Origin of the sequence: Hankyongella ginsenosidimutans (assembly GCF_005144965.1) — a bacterium.
Lineage (GTDB): Bacteria > Pseudomonadota > Alphaproteobacteria > Sphingomonadales > Sphingomonadaceae > Hankyongella > Hankyongella ginsenosidimutans.
On record NZ_CP039704.1, the window covers coordinates 2,263,896 to 2,279,156 of the forward strand.

Below are 15,261 nucleotides of genomic sequence, written 5' to 3' on the forward strand. Positions count from 1 at the left end.
CTTAGCGGCGACGCTTGGCGAGACCAAGAACGCCCAGACCCAGGCCCAGCAGGGCGATGCTGGCCGGTTCCGGAACCTGGCCACCGCCGCCGCCGCCGGTGGTGCAGGTGCCGGTGGTTGGGTTGTATACGGTGCCGCTCGGGCAGGTCACCTGGCCGGGGACGCCGTTGCCGGTGGTATCGGCATAGACGTAGGTGCCGCTCTGGGACTTGATGTCGCCGTTCGCGTAATAGGTATACGCGCTGTTGTCCGAGAAGTGATACCAGACGCCCACGTTCGGCCCGATGTCCACGCCGCGCCAGTTCGGGCCGACATTCAGGGCGTTGAGCGCTGTCGCGTCGACCGAGAAGCTGTAGGTGCTGCCGGACTTGGTGATGGCGTTGTTGTACACAGCGAGCGGCGCCGTCGGCGCTTGCCAGCTGTTCGGGCTGTTCTGGCCATTGTAGGCGTAAGCGGTGATCCGGCCATTGGCGACGTCGCCATAGAGGATCGCCAGCTCATTGGCGATGCCGACCGGGTTCGGGCCGTTGTTCACCACCAGCCAGAAGCCGTCGTTGCTGATGGTGTTGCCGGCCAGAAACTCGGCGCTGAAGCCCAGTACGTCGGTCTGGGTGTCGAGGCTGATGGTCAGCTTGTTCAACTGTTGCGCGTAGGAATTTGGCTGGACGTTCAGGTTCCCGTCCGGCGCGCTTCTGTTCCATACGTAGCTGTAGGCCGGCGCAACGTCCGCGGCGGCGGTGCCGGACATACCGGCGATCAGCACAGCGCTGGCAAGAAGACGGTTGATGAATTTCGACATGAGGCCCCACTCCAAATGACACGTCCGAAGTCCGGTCTCGCCTGAGAAGCGGCGTGCCGGGTTGTTATTGGTTGTGCAAGGACTGGGCCAATGAAGCGCGTCCGGATCGCGGTCCGCGCGAATCGTTGTTTTATCGATATTATTAACCGGCAGCCCGCCCCCATCGTGCGGGCTGCCGGCCTCTGTGTAAAAATACCGTCACTATAAGCGGTGAAAAATGCGGTTTTCTATGCTCGGCGCATCAGCGCTTGCGCTTGGCCGCGCCGATCGCGGCCAAGCCGAGGCCGAGAATTGCGAAGCTGGCCGGCTCCGGCACCTGGTTGTTGCCACCGCAGCTTCCGCCGTTGCAGGTCTGCGTGGTGGCCAGGTTGGCGGCGTCGGCATAGACGTAGCTGCCGGACTGGCCGGTGATGTCGCCGTTCAGTGCGTAGGTGTAGCTGCCGCTGCTGGTGAAGTGGTACCAGATGCCGATCTGGCTGCCGATATCCACGCCGCGCCAGTTCGGGCCAACGTTCAGGGCGTTCAGCGCCGTGGCGTCCAGTGAGAAGCGATAGGTCGTACCGGATTTCGTGATCGCGTTGTTGTAGACGGCGAGCGGCGCGGTCGGCGTCTGCCAGCTGCTGGCGTTGTTCTGACCGTTGTAGGCATAGGCGGTGATGCGGCCGTTGGCGATATCGCCATACAGGATCGCCAGCTCGTTGTTGACCGACTTCGGGTTCGGGCCGTCGTTCAGCACCAGCCAGAACGCATCGTTGCTGATGGTGTTGCCGCTCAGGAACTCGGCGCTGAAATTCAGCAGGTTCGTCACGTCATCGAAGCCGATGTCCAGCGTTTTGAGCTGCTGCGCGTAGGAGTCCGGCTGCGGGTCGATGCCGGCATCGCCCTTGTTCCAGGTGTAGGTGTAGGTGGTTGCCTGCGCAGCGGCGGCGAGGCCCAATGCGACAGCCGTAGTAACAATTGACAAAATGCTTTGTTCACGGCCCTCGTGCTCCTGTTAATCATGACATTCCCTCGAGCCAAAGAAGTTTGCACCGCCAATGGCTTTCTATTTCCCCAGCGCAATAAGTGGGCCATGTTTTTAGTTAATAGATTTTAACCACCTAAACCGCATAATCTTATATCCGTATTTCCATGTTGTTCTCGGTAACTATAATGGCCACACTTGGTAATTTGTAAAATTTTACGACATTTACTTTAATTTTTGAATCGTCATGCTGCCCCTGGTGCGGATTGTGCGCAGCGCGGCGCGTTGCTAGATGTGCACGATGGACAAACTGATCGTGCAAGGCGGTGCAGCCCTGAAGGGGCGCATCGCCATATCCGGTGCCAAGAACGCGGCGCTGACCCTCATGCCCTGCGCCCTGCTGACCGACGAGCCGCTGACCCTGCGCAGCCTGCCGCGGCTCGCTGACGTTGACACCATGAGCCACCTGCTGAACCAGCATGGCGTGTCGATCACCACGGAGGGCGGGCGGCCCGAGGATTTCGGCCGGGTCGTCACCCTGAAAGCCAGCCGCATCACCTCGACGGTCGCGCCCTATGACATCGTACGCAAGATGCGCGCGTCCGTGCTGGTGCTTGGGCCTTTGCTGGCGCGTCACGGCGAGGCGACGGTCAGCCTGCCCGGCGGCTGCGCCATCGGCAACCGGCCGATCGATCTGCACCTGAAGGCTCTGCAGGCGCTGGGCGCGGAGATCGAGCTGGCGTCCGGCTATGTGCGCGCCAAGGCGCGCCCGGCGGCCTGCGCGGCGGGCGTATCGCCTTTCCGTTCGTCTCAGTCGGCGCCACGGAAAACGCGCTGATGGCCGCGGTGCTGGCCAAGGGCGAGACCGTGATCGACAACGCGGCGCGTGAGCCGGAGATCGTCGACCTGTCACTGTGCCTCAAGGGCATGGGCGCGCAGATTGAAGGGATCGGCACCGAACGGCTGGTGATCCAGGGCGTCGATCGCCTGACCGGCGATACCTACCGGGTGATGCCGGACCGCATCGAAACGGCGTCCTACGCCTGCGCTGCTGCGATCACTGGCGGCGACGTCGAATTGGTCGGCGCGCGCATCGACACCTTGTCGGCGGTCATCGCCTCGTTCCGGGAGGCGGGCGTTGCGGTCGAACCGACGAAGGACGGGGTCAAGGTCGCGCGGCTGAACGGCCTCCATGGCATCAACGTCGATACCCAGCCGTACCCCGGCTTCCCGACCGATGCCCAGGCGCAGTTCATGGCCATGCTCTGCGTCGCCAGCGGCGCTTCCGTGCTCACGGAGAATATCTTCGAGAACCGCTACATGCATGTGCCGGAGCTGAGCCGTATGGGTGCCGACATCACGGTGCGCGGCAACGCCGCCATGGTGCGCGGCGTCGATCATCTGATCGGCGCACCGGTGATGGCGACTGACCTGCGCGCATCGATGGGGCTGGTGATCGCTGGCCTGGCCGCGCAGGGCGAGACCGAGGTGCGCCGCGTCTACCACCTCGACCGCGGTTACGAGCGGCTGGAGGAAAACTCCAGGCCGTCGGCGCGAACATTGAGCGCGTCGGCGACTAGGTCCTGACCGGTTGTGATTGAAGCGTGCGCGCGTCAACCGGAAGCGATCAAGGTCTGGCGCGGAACACCAGCAGCCGCGACAGCAGGAAGTTGGCGACGAAGCTGAAGACGACACCCAGCAGCGAGGCGACCGGTACGGGCATCGTCGCGCTGAGGGCGGTAACGGCCTCCGAGAACGCGACCACGCTGACGACGTTGACGGCGACGAAGCGCCCGAACTGCCGCCAGGGGCCGTCTGCGCGGCGGGTGCGGAAGGTCCAGGCGCGGTTGAGCAGAAAGCTGACAACGACCGCCAGGCCTGAGCCGATATAGCTCGCCGGGCGCACTGCCACGCCACTGGCGTGCAGCATGTTCAGAACGCCGAGCGCCAGCGCGGTGTTGACCACGCCGACCAGGCCGAAGCGTGCGGCCTGCCCAAGCGCGTGGCCGGGATCGCGCAGCTGTGCGGCCAGCCCCTGCAACCGCATCAGCCGCGCCGGCCGATCGCCAGGATCGACACGCCGAAGGGGTAGCGCAGCACCGGCAGCACATAGCGCTCGGCAGCGAAGATCGCCTCCAGCGCTGCGTTCACCGGACCGGAGGGCATGCGGTCGTCGCCATCGTTCTTGAGCCCGAGCGCGCGCGCGCAAGCCGCACCCCGGCGATCAGCGGAAACAGGTGGCTGTTGAAATAGGTCATGCGCTCGATGGCGACGCCGGCCTGCTCAAGCACGCGGCGCAGGCCCGCCTGCGTATAGCGGCGCTTGTGGTGGTTGCGCCGGTCGTGCTCGCTCCACAGGAACTGGTAAGCCGGCACCGTGACAACCAGTCGGCCCTCCGGCGACAGCTTGTCCCGCAGTGCGGCAACCGAGGCGACATCCTGGTCCAGATGCTCGACCACATCGAGCGCTGCGATCAGGTCGAACGGCCCCTCGAATGGGATCGCGTCCGGCAGCGCACCCTGGGCAAGCATGGCAGCGCCTTTGCCGGCGGCCATCTCGACCGCCTCGGCATCGAAATCGAAGGCGCTGACCGCGCCGAAGCGGGCCAGCATGCCGAGGTTGCCGCCAGGTCCGCAGCCTGCCTCGAGCACCCGCGCGGGGCGGGGCAGGGGCAGGCGGGCGATCGCGTCGGTCAGGATGGCGCGGCGGGCGCGATACCACCAGTGCCGGGTCTGGTGCGCCGCCATGGCATGATACATTTCGCGGTCCATCGCACCCCTGCGGCGGCAGCGCGCCCAGTTCGCTGCACTGCGGCGCTGTATCGTGTCGAGACGGCGGCGGCAAGGGTGCCCGCATGCCGGACAATCAGGCGCCAGGCCTCCTGCGCGGCCGAACCACGCTTTTGACTTGGCGGAACCGGCGACAGTTGGTAACCAGCCGGGCAGACAAGGCATGCACCCGTAGCTCAGCTGGATAGAGCGTTGCCCTCCGAAGGCAAAGGCCACACGTTCGAATCGTGTCGGGTGCGCCAGTTTTTCTATTACTTAGCGTGTAACGCACAATTCCCTGGTGGTGCATTAAGCCACTGCTTCGGGGATAATGGCTATCACCTTGATCTTGCATCCAGGGCAGGTTCAGTCGCCATCAGGCTTCCGGCTGTTCGGTCGGGTGCTCCCAGTCGAGGGTCACAGGCTCGAAGCGCTCCATGTCGCCGCTGAGGATGTGGAGGATGCCATCCGCGATGCCGAAGTAGGCACCATGCAGCGCCAGTGAGCCGGCGCGGATCGCGGCATCGACGAACGGGAAGCTGCGCAGGTTCTCAAGGCTTTGCCGGATCGCCGCCTGCTCCAGCGCGCGTTGCGGATCCATGTCCGGCATGATGCGATAGGCGGCCATCACCTTGTCGCGGGTTGGGCGAATGAGGGACATCCAGCGGCCTATGTAGTTGAATCGGCCTGGCTCGGCGCTGTCCTCATCGAAGTCGCCTTCGATCGCCGCATGGATGCCGCCGCACTGCGCGTGGCCGAGCACGACGATGTGTTCGACCTTCAGTCCCAGCACGGCGAATTCCAGCGCGGCGCTGGTGCTGCCGAAATGATTGCCCTGCGCCTGGAACGACGGCACCAGGTTGGCGACATTGCGCACAACGAAAATCTGGCCCGGCTCTGCGTCGAAGATCACTGTCGGATCGACGCGACTGTCGCAGCAGGCAATGACCATGATGCCGGGAGACTGGCCGATATGACTCAGCGCATCGTAGCGCGCGCGCTGGCGGTTGTAGGTGTCGCTGCGGAAGCGGCGGTAGCCATCGAGAAGCATGTTGAAGTCGGACACGTGTTTTCCCCATCCTTCGAACTTTGGCGCAAGTGGCCACAGACGACGCCGATTAGTAAAGCCCGTGCGCCAAAACAAGGGACGGAGGTTGGCGGAGGAGGCGTAAGGCGCTATCTGCCGGATATGGACGATTTCTCTCCTTCATCGCCGCCCGCCGAGACGGACACCGGTTATCGGCGCAAACCGGAATGGCTGCGCGTCAAGCTTGGCACGACGCCCGAGGCAGCGGAGACGCGCCGCACCATGCGGCGGCTGAAGCTGAACACGGTGTGCGAGGAAGCCGCGTGCCCTAATCTTGGCGAATGCTGGTCGAAGAAGCATGCGACCGTGATGATCCTCGGCGACGTCTGCACGCGCGCCTGCGCCTTCTGCAACGTCAAGACCGGGATGCCACGCGCCGTCGACCCGCTGGAGCCGGCGCATGTGGCGGATGCCTGCGCTGAGATGGGGCTGGAGCACATTGTCATTACGTCAGTTGACCGCGACGACCTGCCGGATGGCGGCGCGGGCCAGTTCGTCAAGGTGATCGAGGCGTTGCGCGCGCGCGCACCGAACACGACCATCGAGATTCTGACGCCTGATTTCCGCAACAAGGCGAAAAGCGCGGTCGAACGCATCGTCGCGGCGCGGCCGGACGTCTACAACCACAACCTGGAAACCGTGCCGCGGCTATACCCGACGATCCGGCCGGGCGCGCGCTATTACCATTCGTTGCGCCTTCTTGAGCAGGTGAAGGCGCTCGACGCGCAAATCTTCACGAAATCCGGCCTGATGCTTGGCCTGGGCGAAGAGCGCCTCGAGGTCCAGCAGGTCATGGACGACATGCGCTCCGCCGACATCGACTTCCTGACGCTCGGCCAGTATCTGCGCCCGACGCCCAGGCACGCCGCCGTCGCGCGCTTCGTGCCGCCGGCAGAGTTCAACGGCCATGCGGCGATCGCTCGGGCCAAGGGCTTCCTGCTGGTCGCGGCCAGCCCCTTGACCCGGTCCAGCTACCATGCCGGCGCGGATTTCGCCCGGCTGCAGGCGGCGCGGTCAGCCAGACTGGCTTGAGCCAATGCCCCGGCATACCGACGAAAAGCTGTTGCCCTACACGCCGGACCAGATGTTCGACCTGGTGGCGGACGTGCGCGCCTATCCCCAGTTTCTGCCCTGGGTGGTCGGCTCCCGGGTCGTAAGCCAGTCGCAGACGCTGATCACCGCCGACCTGATCGTCGGTTTCAAGGTGTTTCGCGAGTCCTTCACCTCCCGCGTGACGCTGGAGCGGCCCGGCCATATTCATGTCGATTATGTGAAGGGGCCGCTGCGGCATCTCTATAACGACTGGCGGTTCGAGCCGGCAGGCGAGGGCGCGCGCATCGGCTTTCTGGTCGATTTCGAGTTCAAGAACCCCTGTTCGAGCGCATGGTCGGCGGCCTGTTCACGGAGGCCGTCAAGCGCATGGTGACGGCGTTTGAAGCGCGGGCCGCACAGCTTTACGGCGTCGGCGCGCCCTCGGCGACCAGCAGGCCGAGCGCCACCCGCACCGCCTGAAGCCGGATGTCGGTGCGGCCGATATCGCCGAAATCCCGCTGATCGGAGACGATCTCGTTCGGGTCCTCGCCGCGCCGCGCCCGGGCGAACACGACCGTGCCCACGGGTTTCTTGTCCGAGCCGCCGCCGGGGCCGGCGATGCCGGTGATCGCGACCGCAATATCGGCCTTGGAATGTTCGAGCGCACCGCGCGCCATCGCCCAGGCGACGGCGACGCTGACCGCGCCGAAGGTCTCGATCAGGTCAAGATGGACGCCAAGCTGATCGACCTTGGCCTCATTGGAATAGGTGACGAAGCCACGGTCCAGCACATCGGAGGCCCGGCACCTCGGTCAAGGCACCGCAGACCAGCCCGCCCGTGCAGGACTCGGCGAGCGCCACCTTGAGGCCGGCCATCCGGCAGCTTTCGATGGCGTGGACGGCCAGGTCGGCGATATCCTCGGGAAACAGCACAGCCATGCGCAAATGTCCTAACAGACAAGGGTTAAGATAGGGCCTGGGTCCGTTACCCTCGGGCCGACGGCAGCCGCACGGTGGCGATGGCCTGCGCGGCAAGGCCTTCCTGCCGCCCCGTGAAACCCAACTTCTCCGTGGTCGTCGCCTTGATGCTCACCTGATCGACCCCCAACCCCAGAAGCGTCGCGACATGCGCCACCATGGCGTCACGGTGCGGGCCGATCTTGGGGCGTTCGCAGATCAGCGTCAGGTCCACATGGTCGAGCACGCCGCCCCGTTCAAGCACCAGGTCGCGGGCATGCTCCAGAAACAGGTGTGACGGTGCGCCGCGCCATTTGGGGTCGCTGGGCGGGAAATGCCGACCGATGTCGCCGGCTCCGATCGCGCCGAGGATGGCGTCGGTCAGCGCATGCAGCCCTGCGTCGGCGTCCGAATGGCCGACCAGGCCCGTCTCATGCGGGATGCGCAGCCCGCAGAGCATGACATGATCGCTCGAGCCGTCGCTGTTCGAGCCGAACTGGTGGACGTCGAACCCCATGCCGGTGCGGGAAATCATCTGCGCCTCCAGAAACTTCTCGGCGCGCGCCATGTCGCCGGCCAACGTGATCTTGAACAGGTCCTCGGACCCTCGACGAACGCGACCGCGCCGCCGGCCGCATGCAGCAGCGCAGCGTCGTCCGTGAAAGCGGCGGTTGCCGACCGGTGCGCAGCGAGCAGGGCTTTGAGGTGGAACGCCTGCGGGGTCTGGACGCGCCAGACCGCCTCGCGCGGCAGCTCGCCGGTCAGCAGGGTTTCGCCGGTGCGCAGCGAGTCGACGACCCGGAGCGCGGGCGTCGCGCCCGGGTGTTCGCGCAGCGCCGCCAGCAGGCGGTCGATGACGTCGATGCCAACGAACGGCCGGGCGGCGTCATGCACCAGCACGATATCCGGCGCGCCGTCCTGCGCCAGCGCCTCGAGCCCGGCCAGCACCGAGGCCTGCCGGGTCGTGCCGCCGGTGACCGGGGCCGGCAGGCCGAGCCCGGCGACCGCCTGATCATATTGTGGCCGATGGTCGCTGCTGATCACGCACTGAATGCGGTGGAGCGCGGGGTGCGCCCGCAACGCCAGGATGGCGCGGCGCAGCACGCTCATGCCGCCAAGCTGGGCATATTGTTTGGGGATATCGCCGCCAAAGCGGCTGCCGCTGCCGGCAGCGACCACGAGGACGGCGACGATCGGGTGTGAGTCGGTCATCCGCGCGCTCTTAGAGCCTGATTGGTTGAGATTGAAGCATGATTGCTTCAACCGATAGCCTGAATCAGGCCCTTTTCAAATATATAGACCGTGATCGTTTCAGGTTGAATCGGTCACGGTCTGGCAGGCTGTCGAAAAGTCGCACAGATACAGCCCTGCTTCGTCATGCCTGCCCCGGATCGGACCCAAGGCCCGTCCGAGGACAGGCTACGTATCCATCATGGACCCCGGTTGGAGTTTATCCTCGTTAGGGGCGGGGTGACGGGCCTGTCTGAGGGCGCTGAAGTTACTTTTCAACAGCCTGCTCGTGTCGTGGAATCGAAGTTCGCTACACTGTGATATCGGGTGTAACGGATTTCAGATTAGACTTCGTGGAGGTGGCGGGCGATTTCCGCCTCCAGCGCTGGGATGACGCTGGCGTCGTCCATGCGGTCGTCCTCCGCCGCATCGTTCATGCGATCGATGTAGGCGAGAACGGCGGCGTCATCGCGGCCGCTTGCCAGCCGCTGTTCAAGGCCGTGGCACAGGCTTTCGATCACGATCAGGCCATAGGCGGCTGCGAGGCCTTTCAGGGAATGAACCTGCTGCTTCAGGTCGTTGGTCGAAAGCTGCGCCAGCCCGGCTTCAAGATCGGACAGGCGGTCGGCGACCGCGAGGCGGGCTTCTTCCAGATCGTCAGCATGCATGCGTGGGTGCTCCCGGTTTCTTGCGCCCAGACCTTGATCGTTTCAGATTGAGCCAATCTGGAACGTGAATCATGGTCTGATTCAGGAAAATAGCCTGATTCACGCCATCGGTTGAAGCAACCATGCTTCAACCTCAACCGATCAGGCTCTGATTTAACCCTATCCGCCTAATGCTTCGTTACTGTTGCACGGGTCTTCCGGTAGTGGGTCATTTTGAAAATTCGCTCAAAGTAAGCTCGGACAGAACCACGAGCCGCTCAGCCCTTCGTCGAGCTCAGGGTCATGATTTCAAATTGACCCACTACCGGTCTTCCTGGACGCTTGACGGCGCGGCGCACATCCGGTAATTGCCGCCGCTCGTTTTCAGGAATTCGTGCAGGCGCCGGCTGATGGGGCTGCCGCCAGAAGGAAGCAGACATGGCGAAGCCAACGATCATCAAGATCAAGCTCGTGAGCACCGCGGATACGGGTTACTATTATGTGACCAAAAGAATCCGCGGACCCAGACCGAGAAGCTGACCTTCCGCAAGTATGATCCGGTGGTGCGCAAGCACGTCGACTTCAAGGAAGCCAAGATCAAGTAGCCGTTGCGGCATCCCGATCTTGTAGGCAATGAACCCCGGCTCCTGCCGGGTTCTTGCTTTATCGCGCCCCCAGCTGCAGGCGCAGGTAGACGCTCATGAGCGCGGCGAGGTTGGCGCTTTCCTTGTAATTCGCGACGCCGGCATGCCCGCCGTCGATATTCTCGTAATAGAAGAAATCCTTGCCGTATTCCTGCATGCGCGCCGCCATCTTGCGGGCATGGCCGGGGTGGACGCGGTCATCCTTGGTGGATGTGTAGAAGAAGACGCGCGGGTAGGCCGCGTCCCGGCGCAGGTTCTGATACGGGCTGTAACGGCTGATGTAGGCCCATTGCGTGGGATCGTCCGGATCGCCGTATTCGCCCATCCAGGAGGCCGGCGAGCAGTTTGTTGTAACGCTTCATGTCCGCGAGCGGCACGCCGACGATGATCCCGCCGTAGAGTTCGGGGCGCTGGGTCAGGGCGACACCCATCAGCAGGCCGCCGTTGGAACGGCCGTGGATGCCCAGCAGCTTGGGTGTCGTGACACCCCGCTTCACGAGATCTTCGGCGACGGCATGGAAGTCGTCGTAGGCGCGCTGGCGGTTTTCCTTGAGCGCGGCCTGGTGCCAGTCCGGCCCGAATTCGCCGCCGCCGCGAATGTTGGCGACCACATAGGCCCCGCCATCTTCAAGCCAGAACTGCTCGATCGGTTTCACATAGGTTGGCAGCAGGCTGATCTCGAAGCCGCCATAGGCGAACATGTAGGTTGGAACCGGCCCTTTCGATCCTTTCGGCCGGACGACGAAGTAGGGTACTTGCGTCCCGTCTTTCGAAGTCGCGAAATGCTGCACGGTCGTGAAGCGTGCGGGATCGAAGCGCACCGGCGCGCGCGCAACTGCGCGGGTGCCACCCTGGCCGACGGCGTACAGCGAATTGTTGCTGGTAAAATTCTGGTGATCGACGAGCGCAAGGTTCGATTTCTCGCCGGCGCTGATGAGCGACAAGGTACCATCGGCCGGCAGACTGACCGGCCGCTTCAGCCAGGCCGGCGCACCGGGCTGGATGGTGATGAGCCGGTGCTTCACCTTGTCGAGGATCGACACGTAAAGCACATCGCGTGCGGGCAGCACATCTGCGACGGCGGTCCTGTCTTCCGGAGTGTAGAGCGCCTCGATCGGGCTGCTGGCGTCGGCGCCGCCGAATGCCAGAACGGGACGGATCGCGTAGCCGACCAGCGAGCCGCGCGGAACCGTCGCGTCGCCGATCTTCAAATCAGACCGTAACTGCGCGATCGCGGTTCCGCCGAACACGGTCTTGAAGTCGGCATCCTCGGGCAGGGGCTTGCGACCGTCTGGCCGTCGTCGCGCAGATGGTAGACCGTACCGGTCCAGAAGGTTTTACCCTGATGGATTGTCGCGAACACGCCTTCCTTGGTGACGTAGGTCTGCGGCGCAACCCAGACGTCGCTTTCTTTGCCTTCGAAGATCGTCCGGGCCTGCGTAATCGGTGCACCGCGCTGCCATATCTTGACGATGCGCGGGTAGCCCGAGCTTGTCAGGCTGCCCGGGCCGTAATCAGTCGCGACCAGCAGCCGGTTGTCGTCCAGCCAGGCGATCCGGTGCTTGGCTTCGCCGAGCATGAAGCCGTCTGCGGCGAACCAGTTGGTCGAACGGTCGAACTCCCGCAGGATCGTCGCGTCCTTGCCCCGCGCGAGAGATAGACCAGGCAGCGATTGAAGACCGGGCCGAGGCAGTCCGCGCCTTTCCAGACCCAGTTCTCATTCTCCCGTTTCGCCAGATCGTCGAGGTCGAGCAGGGTGCGCCATGCTGGCTTGCCGGTGAGGTAGGATTTCAGCGTTGCGATGCGCCAGAGGCCGCGCGGGTTGGCGTCGTCCTGCCAGAAGTTGAACACATCGTCGCCCTGGATGTCCGGATAGGCGATCCGCCGCTTGTCGGCATAGATGTCCTCGGCGCGCTTGCGGAAGTCGGCGAAACGGGGCTGCTGCTCCAGCACCGCCAGCGACCGCTTGTTCTGCTGCTGCACCCAGTCGAGCGCTTTCGGGTCGGTCACGCCCTCCAGCCACTGATGGGGATCATCCTGCGCGAGGGTCGGCGCAGTCTTCATGGCGAGCAGGGCGAAGGATAGCAGCAGCAGGCGCAGCATGGGCAGGACTCCATGAAGTTAGCGTTCGCGTAGCCGGGGCAGCAATTCGACGAAGTTGCAGGGCCGATGACGGGCGTCGAGCTGGAAAGCGAGGATCTGGTCCCAGGCGTCGCGCACCGCGCCAGTCGAGCCGGGCAGGGCGAACAGATAGGTTCCGTTCGCAACGCCCGCCATGGTACGGGATTGCACGGTCGAGGTGCCGATCGACTGGAAACTGATCCAGCGGAACAGTTCGCCGAAGCCGGGAATCTCTTTCTCGATCACCCGGGCGAGCGCTTCGGGCGTGACATCGCGGCCGGTCAGCCCGGTGCCGCCGGTCGAGATGACGATTTCGATCTCCGGATCGTCGATCCACTGCTGGAAGCGGGTGGCGATGGTCGTCGCGTCGTCCTTCAGGATCGCGCGGTCGGCAAGGCTGTGGCCTGCCCCGGTCAGGCGGGCGACCAGCGTATCCCCGGAGGTGTCGGTCTCCGGGGTGCGGGTGTCGGAGATGGTCGCGACGGCGATGCGCACGGGCACGAAGGGCAGGCGCTCGTCAATGGGCATTGCTGCTGTCTCCGGCTTGTGCGGATAGGGTGCTCTGCTTGCTGGAAGCAATGGCGGCCGGCCCCGGGGTGCCGGGAAAACGCGGCCAGAGCGCGCGCGCCAGCGCATCGAGGCTTGGCGTGGGCTGTTTCAGGCGCAGGCTGTAGAGCCAGTAGTTCGCCAGCACCTTTTCGACATAATGGCGGGTTTCCGCGAACGGGATCGACTCGATGAACAGCAGGGGGTCATCGCGGTCGTTCAGGGACTCGTTCCAGCGGCGCACGCTGCCCGGCCCGGCGTTATAGGCGGCGACCACCTTGGGCAGCAGACCCCGGGTCGGTTCCGCATCCCGCAATGTTTCCAGATAGCGCTGACCGAGCTCAAGATTGAATTCCGGGTTGCGCAGCTGCGTCTCGTCCTCGCCGCTGTCTTGCATCATGCGCGCCGTGCCCGGCATCAGTTGCATGACGCCGCGCGCGCCGGTCCGGCTGACCGCGTGGGTGATGAAGCGCGATTCCTGCAAGGCGAAGGCGTAAACCAGCGCCTGGTCGACGCGCCAGCCGCCGTTCGGCGTCCAGTTCGGCGCCGGATAGCGCCCGGACATCGGCGGCGTCTGACCCGCAGGTGTACGCTGGGACAGCCAATATTGGGTCGCCGGCAAATTGAGCACCGCGGCAAGGCGAACCAGCGCATCGAAATTCTGCGGGTCGACCCGTGTCGCAAGCGTGCGCAGTTCCCGGTCGGCGCGGCTCAATTGCCCGATCTGCGCCAGCGCCACGGCGCGCTGAGCGCCGGCGATCTTCGAGAGCTGGTTCCAGTCGGCGTGGATGAAGTCCGGCGGGTCCCAGTCGAAGCGCGGCGTAAAGCCCAGCGTACGCAGGGCCAGCAGGCCATACATGGTCTCCGGGTACCGGCCGGCATGGTCGAGCAGGTCGGCAATCCGCTGCGGCTTGCCCGACAGGAAGGCAGCGCGCGCGGCCCAGAACCCGGCGGCGCTCCGCAGGTCGTCCGATATGCCCGGCCGCTCGAGGATCGCGCTGAACCTGGCGAAGGCCGACCCCGCGTTGCCGCCGCGCCACTCGGCAAGGCCTGCGACCCAGAGTGCTGCCGCTGCCTCCCAGCAGGGTTTCGCACCGCCCTCCGCCCCCAGGCGCGCAGCCGCATCGTCCTGGCCGGCGAGATAATAGCGCCAGGCGATCTTGTAGGCCCAGTAGCTGGACACCCAATCAGGGACGCCAGGCTGGTCCGCCAGCTTGCGCCATTGCTCCTCCGCGTCGGACGGACGCTCCGCCTCAAGCAGGGGTTCGATCACGCGGCTGAACTGCCGGTTCAGGCCGCTGGGGTCGAGGCCAGCGCCGAAACGCGGTTTGCGATCCGGGGCAGGGCGGGTTCGTCGAAGCCGGGCACTCCTGCCCGCCGTGCGATCATCGGGGCGAGCGGCGCGTCGTCGTTGTTGGCCAGCCAGGCTTGGACCTCGTTTGATCGCGCGGAACCCCGGAGCAGCAGCTCGGACTCGACCGTCTGGCGCAGTGGCCCATCAAGCTCCGGCAGCATTACACGCACGGCCTTGAGCTTGTGCCGGTCGATCAGGTCGAATGCCTGGCGGTAGCGGCTGGCGTCCCCTGCGTGGAGCAGGGTTGGCAGGTCCCCTGCGGACTGGGCATGGGCAAGGCTCGGCCCCAAAGCAGAAGACCGGTCAGCAACAGCTTCATGCGGCGGCGTCCAGGAAGGTCTTCAGCATCAGCAGGTCAGCCCATGCCTGAGCCTTGCCCGCGGGTTTGCGCAGCAGAAACGCCGGATGATAGCTAGGCAGCACGGGGTATTCGACGCCGTTGAGGTGGAGTGCTGCCCAGCGGCCGCGCACGCGCGTGATGCCTGCCTCGGTTGACAGCAGCGCTTTGGTGGCGACGCCGCCAAGCGCCAGGATGGCGCGTGGCCTGGCGAGTTCGATGTGCCGCAGGGCGAGCGGCAGGCAGGATGCCACCTCGGCGCTGTTGGGCTCGCGGTTGCCGAGCGGCCGCCAGAAGACGATGTTGGTGATATAGGCGGCGCGGTCCGGCGTCTCGGCCTTGCGGTCGAGCCCGATCGCAGCCAGCATCCGGTCCAGCAGCTGGCCAGCGCGCCCAACGAAGGGTCGGCCGGTGCGATCCTCCTCCGCGCCTGGCGCTTCGCCGATCACCATCAGCCGGGCGCCGGCAAGGCCGTCCGCGATCACGGTATTCGTCGCCGTCTTTTCAGCGGGCACCCTTCGAAGGCTTCAATGTAGGCACGCAAGGCCGCGAGGTCCTGCACCCCGGCGATTTCCTGGTGCGGGCGCGGCGGGGCTGGGTCCTGCGCACGCGCAGGCTGCGTCGCGAACTGCTGCGTCGCGAACTGCTGTGCCCCGAACAGACGCGTTTCCGGGTCGATGGCGGCATCCCAGCCCGCCTCCAACCACCATGCGAGCGCGCTGGTGGCCTGCCGAAGACTGAACGTCGGTGTCATGGCGCGGACTGTGGTCAATTC

Annotated in this window: 18 protein-coding genes, 1 tRNA gene and 4 pseudogenes; 5 read left to right on the forward strand and 18 right to left on the reverse strand. The window is 65.0% G+C overall.

Annotated features, from left to right (window positions below; translation table 11 throughout):
• Position 1: 1 nt before the first annotated feature.
• Both E6W36_RS13355 and E6W36_RS13360 read right to left on the reverse strand, forming a co-directional pair.
• Positions 2-799, reverse strand: coding sequence for a PEP-CTERM sorting domain-containing protein (locus E6W36_RS13355; RefSeq protein ID WP_222872906.1), 798 nt, complete (start codon positions 797-799; stop codon positions 2-4).
• Between the two features lie 241 nt (positions 800-1,040).
• Positions 1,041-1,736 carry a PEP-CTERM sorting domain-containing protein gene (locus E6W36_RS13360; protein ID WP_222872907.1) on the reverse strand — a complete coding sequence of 232 codons (696 nt, stop codon included), beginning with the start codon at positions 1,734-1,736 and terminating at the stop codon, positions 1,041-1,043.
• Between the two features lie 328 nt (positions 1,737-2,064).
• Between E6W36_RS13360 and murA the strand changes: the two are divergent.
• Positions 2,065-3,343 (forward strand): annotated as a pseudogene (gene murA, locus E6W36_RS13365) (UDP-N-acetylglucosamine 1-carboxyvinyltransferase).
• Positions 3,344-3,390: 47 nt separating this feature from the next.
• Here murA and E6W36_RS13370 read toward each other — a convergent pair.
• Both E6W36_RS13370 and E6W36_RS13375 read right to left on the reverse strand, forming a co-directional pair.
• Positions 3,391-3,810: a GtrA family protein gene (locus E6W36_RS13370; RefSeq protein WP_222872908.1), complete on the reverse strand. Its 420-nt coding sequence runs from the start codon at positions 3,808-3,810 to the stop codon at positions 3,391-3,393.
• Between the two features lie 100 nt (positions 3,811-3,910).
• On the reverse strand, positions 3,911-4,534 hold the full coding sequence (locus E6W36_RS13375) for a class I SAM-dependent methyltransferase (RefSeq protein WP_246047713.1): 624 nt from the start codon (positions 4,532-4,534) through the stop codon (positions 3,911-3,913).
• A 183-nt stretch (positions 4,535-4,717) separates the two neighbouring features.
• Between E6W36_RS13375 and E6W36_RS13380 the strand changes: the two genes are divergently transcribed.
• Positions 4,718-4,794 (forward strand) — tRNA-Arg (locus tag E6W36_RS13380).
• 113 nt (positions 4,795-4,907) lie between these two features.
• On the opposite strand, the gene E6W36_RS13385 is transcribed toward E6W36_RS13380, so the two are convergent.
• Entirely contained in the window at positions 4,908-5,597 is a 690-nt protein-coding gene (locus E6W36_RS13385; RefSeq protein WP_222872909.1) for a carbonic anhydrase, read from the reverse strand.
• A gap of 123 nt (positions 5,598-5,720) precedes the next feature.
• Between E6W36_RS13385 and lipA the strand changes: the two genes are divergently transcribed.
• Both lipA and E6W36_RS13395 read left to right on the forward strand, forming a co-directional pair.
• Positions 5,721-6,650 (forward strand): lipoyl synthase, encoded by a 930-nt coding sequence (gene lipA / locus E6W36_RS13390; protein ID WP_222872910.1) that lies wholly within the window; start codon positions 5,721-5,723, stop codon positions 6,648-6,650.
• A gap of 4 nt (positions 6,651-6,654) precedes the next feature.
• Positions 6,655-7,130, forward strand: a pseudogene (locus E6W36_RS13395) (type II toxin-antitoxin system RatA family toxin).
• Here E6W36_RS13395 and E6W36_RS13400 read toward each other — a convergent pair.
• From E6W36_RS13400 to E6W36_RS13410, 4 genes and pseudogenes are all read right to left on the reverse strand, one after another.
• Positions 7,073-7,589, reverse strand: a pseudogene (locus E6W36_RS13400) (CinA family protein). The pseudogenes E6W36_RS13395 and E6W36_RS13400 sit on opposite strands and share 58 nt — an antisense overlap.
• 46 nt (positions 7,590-7,635) lie before the next feature.
• Positions 7,636-8,187 (reverse strand): 2-C-methyl-D-erythritol 2,4-cyclodiphosphate synthase, encoded by a 552-nt coding sequence (gene ispF / locus E6W36_RS22280; protein WP_342776678.1) that lies wholly within the window; start codon positions 8,185-8,187, stop codon positions 7,636-7,638.
• Positions 8,139-8,819 carry an IspD/TarI family cytidylyltransferase gene (locus E6W36_RS22285; RefSeq protein ID WP_342776679.1) on the reverse strand — a complete coding sequence of 227 codons (681 nt, stop codon included), beginning with the start codon at positions 8,817-8,819 and terminating at the stop codon, positions 8,139-8,141. Before E6W36_RS22285 ends, ispF begins: the two co-directional genes overlap by 49 nt.
• A 362-nt stretch (positions 8,820-9,181) precedes the next feature.
• A complete protein-coding gene (locus E6W36_RS13410; protein ID WP_222872911.1) occupies positions 9,182-9,505 on the reverse strand; it encodes an Hpt domain-containing protein in 324 nt (107 codons plus the stop codon).
• A 417-nt stretch (positions 9,506-9,922) separates the two neighbouring features.
• On the opposite strand from E6W36_RS13410, the pseudogene rpmG reads away from it, so the two are divergent.
• Positions 9,923-10,089: pseudogene (gene rpmG, locus E6W36_RS13415) on the forward strand (50S ribosomal protein L33).
• A gap of 58 nt (positions 10,090-10,147) precedes the next feature.
• Here the strand turns inward: rpmG and E6W36_RS20905 are convergent.
• Genes E6W36_RS20905 through E6W36_RS13460 form a run of 9 tightly spaced genes read right to left on the reverse strand, consistent with a single transcriptional unit; the run spans position 10,148 to position 15,258 of the window.
• Positions 10,148-10,408, reverse strand: coding sequence for a prolyl oligopeptidase family serine peptidase (locus E6W36_RS20905; RefSeq protein WP_281277551.1), 261 nt, complete (start codon positions 10,406-10,408; stop codon positions 10,148-10,150).
• Positions 10,326-11,378: a prolyl oligopeptidase family serine peptidase gene (locus E6W36_RS20910; RefSeq protein WP_222872912.1), complete on the reverse strand. Its 1,053-nt coding sequence runs from the start codon at positions 11,376-11,378 to the stop codon at positions 10,326-10,328. Before E6W36_RS20910 ends, E6W36_RS20905 begins: the two co-directional genes overlap by 83 nt.
• Complete coding sequence (locus E6W36_RS13430) at positions 11,336-11,707, reverse strand: hypothetical protein (RefSeq protein ID WP_222872913.1); 372 nt, start codon at positions 11,705-11,707, stop codon at positions 11,336-11,338. The genes E6W36_RS20910 and E6W36_RS13430 overlap by 43 nt, the downstream gene beginning before the upstream one ends.
• Positions 11,623-12,231, reverse strand: a complete 609-nt coding sequence (locus E6W36_RS13435) for a hypothetical protein (RefSeq protein ID WP_222872914.1) — start codon at positions 12,229-12,231, stop codon at positions 11,623-11,625. Before E6W36_RS13435 ends, E6W36_RS13430 begins: the two co-directional genes overlap by 85 nt.
• A gap of 18 nt (positions 12,232-12,249) precedes the next feature.
• Positions 12,250-12,777 carry a molybdenum cofactor biosynthesis protein B gene (gene moaB, locus E6W36_RS13440; protein WP_222872915.1) on the reverse strand — a complete coding sequence of 176 codons (528 nt, stop codon included), beginning with the start codon at positions 12,775-12,777 and terminating at the stop codon, positions 12,250-12,252.
• On the reverse strand, positions 12,767-14,068 hold the full coding sequence (locus E6W36_RS13445) for a lytic transglycosylase domain-containing protein (RefSeq protein ID WP_222872916.1): 1,302 nt from the start codon (positions 14,066-14,068) through the stop codon (positions 12,767-12,769). The genes moaB and E6W36_RS13445 overlap by 11 nt, the downstream gene beginning before the upstream one ends.
• Before the next feature lie 17 nt (positions 14,069-14,085).
• On the reverse strand, positions 14,086-14,439 hold the full coding sequence (locus E6W36_RS13450; RefSeq protein ID WP_222872917.1) for a hypothetical protein: 354 nt from the start codon (positions 14,437-14,439) through the stop codon (positions 14,086-14,088).
• A 25-nt stretch (positions 14,440-14,464) separates the two neighbouring features.
• Entirely contained in the window at positions 14,465-14,971 is a 507-nt protein-coding gene (locus E6W36_RS13455) for a uracil-DNA glycosylase (RefSeq protein ID WP_222872918.1), read from the reverse strand.
• Positions 14,968-15,258: a hypothetical protein gene (locus E6W36_RS13460; protein ID WP_222872919.1), complete on the reverse strand. Its 291-nt coding sequence runs from the start codon at positions 15,256-15,258 to the stop codon at positions 14,968-14,970. The genes E6W36_RS13455 and E6W36_RS13460 overlap by 4 nt, the downstream gene beginning before the upstream one ends.
• Positions 15,259-15,261: the final 3 nt, after the last annotated feature.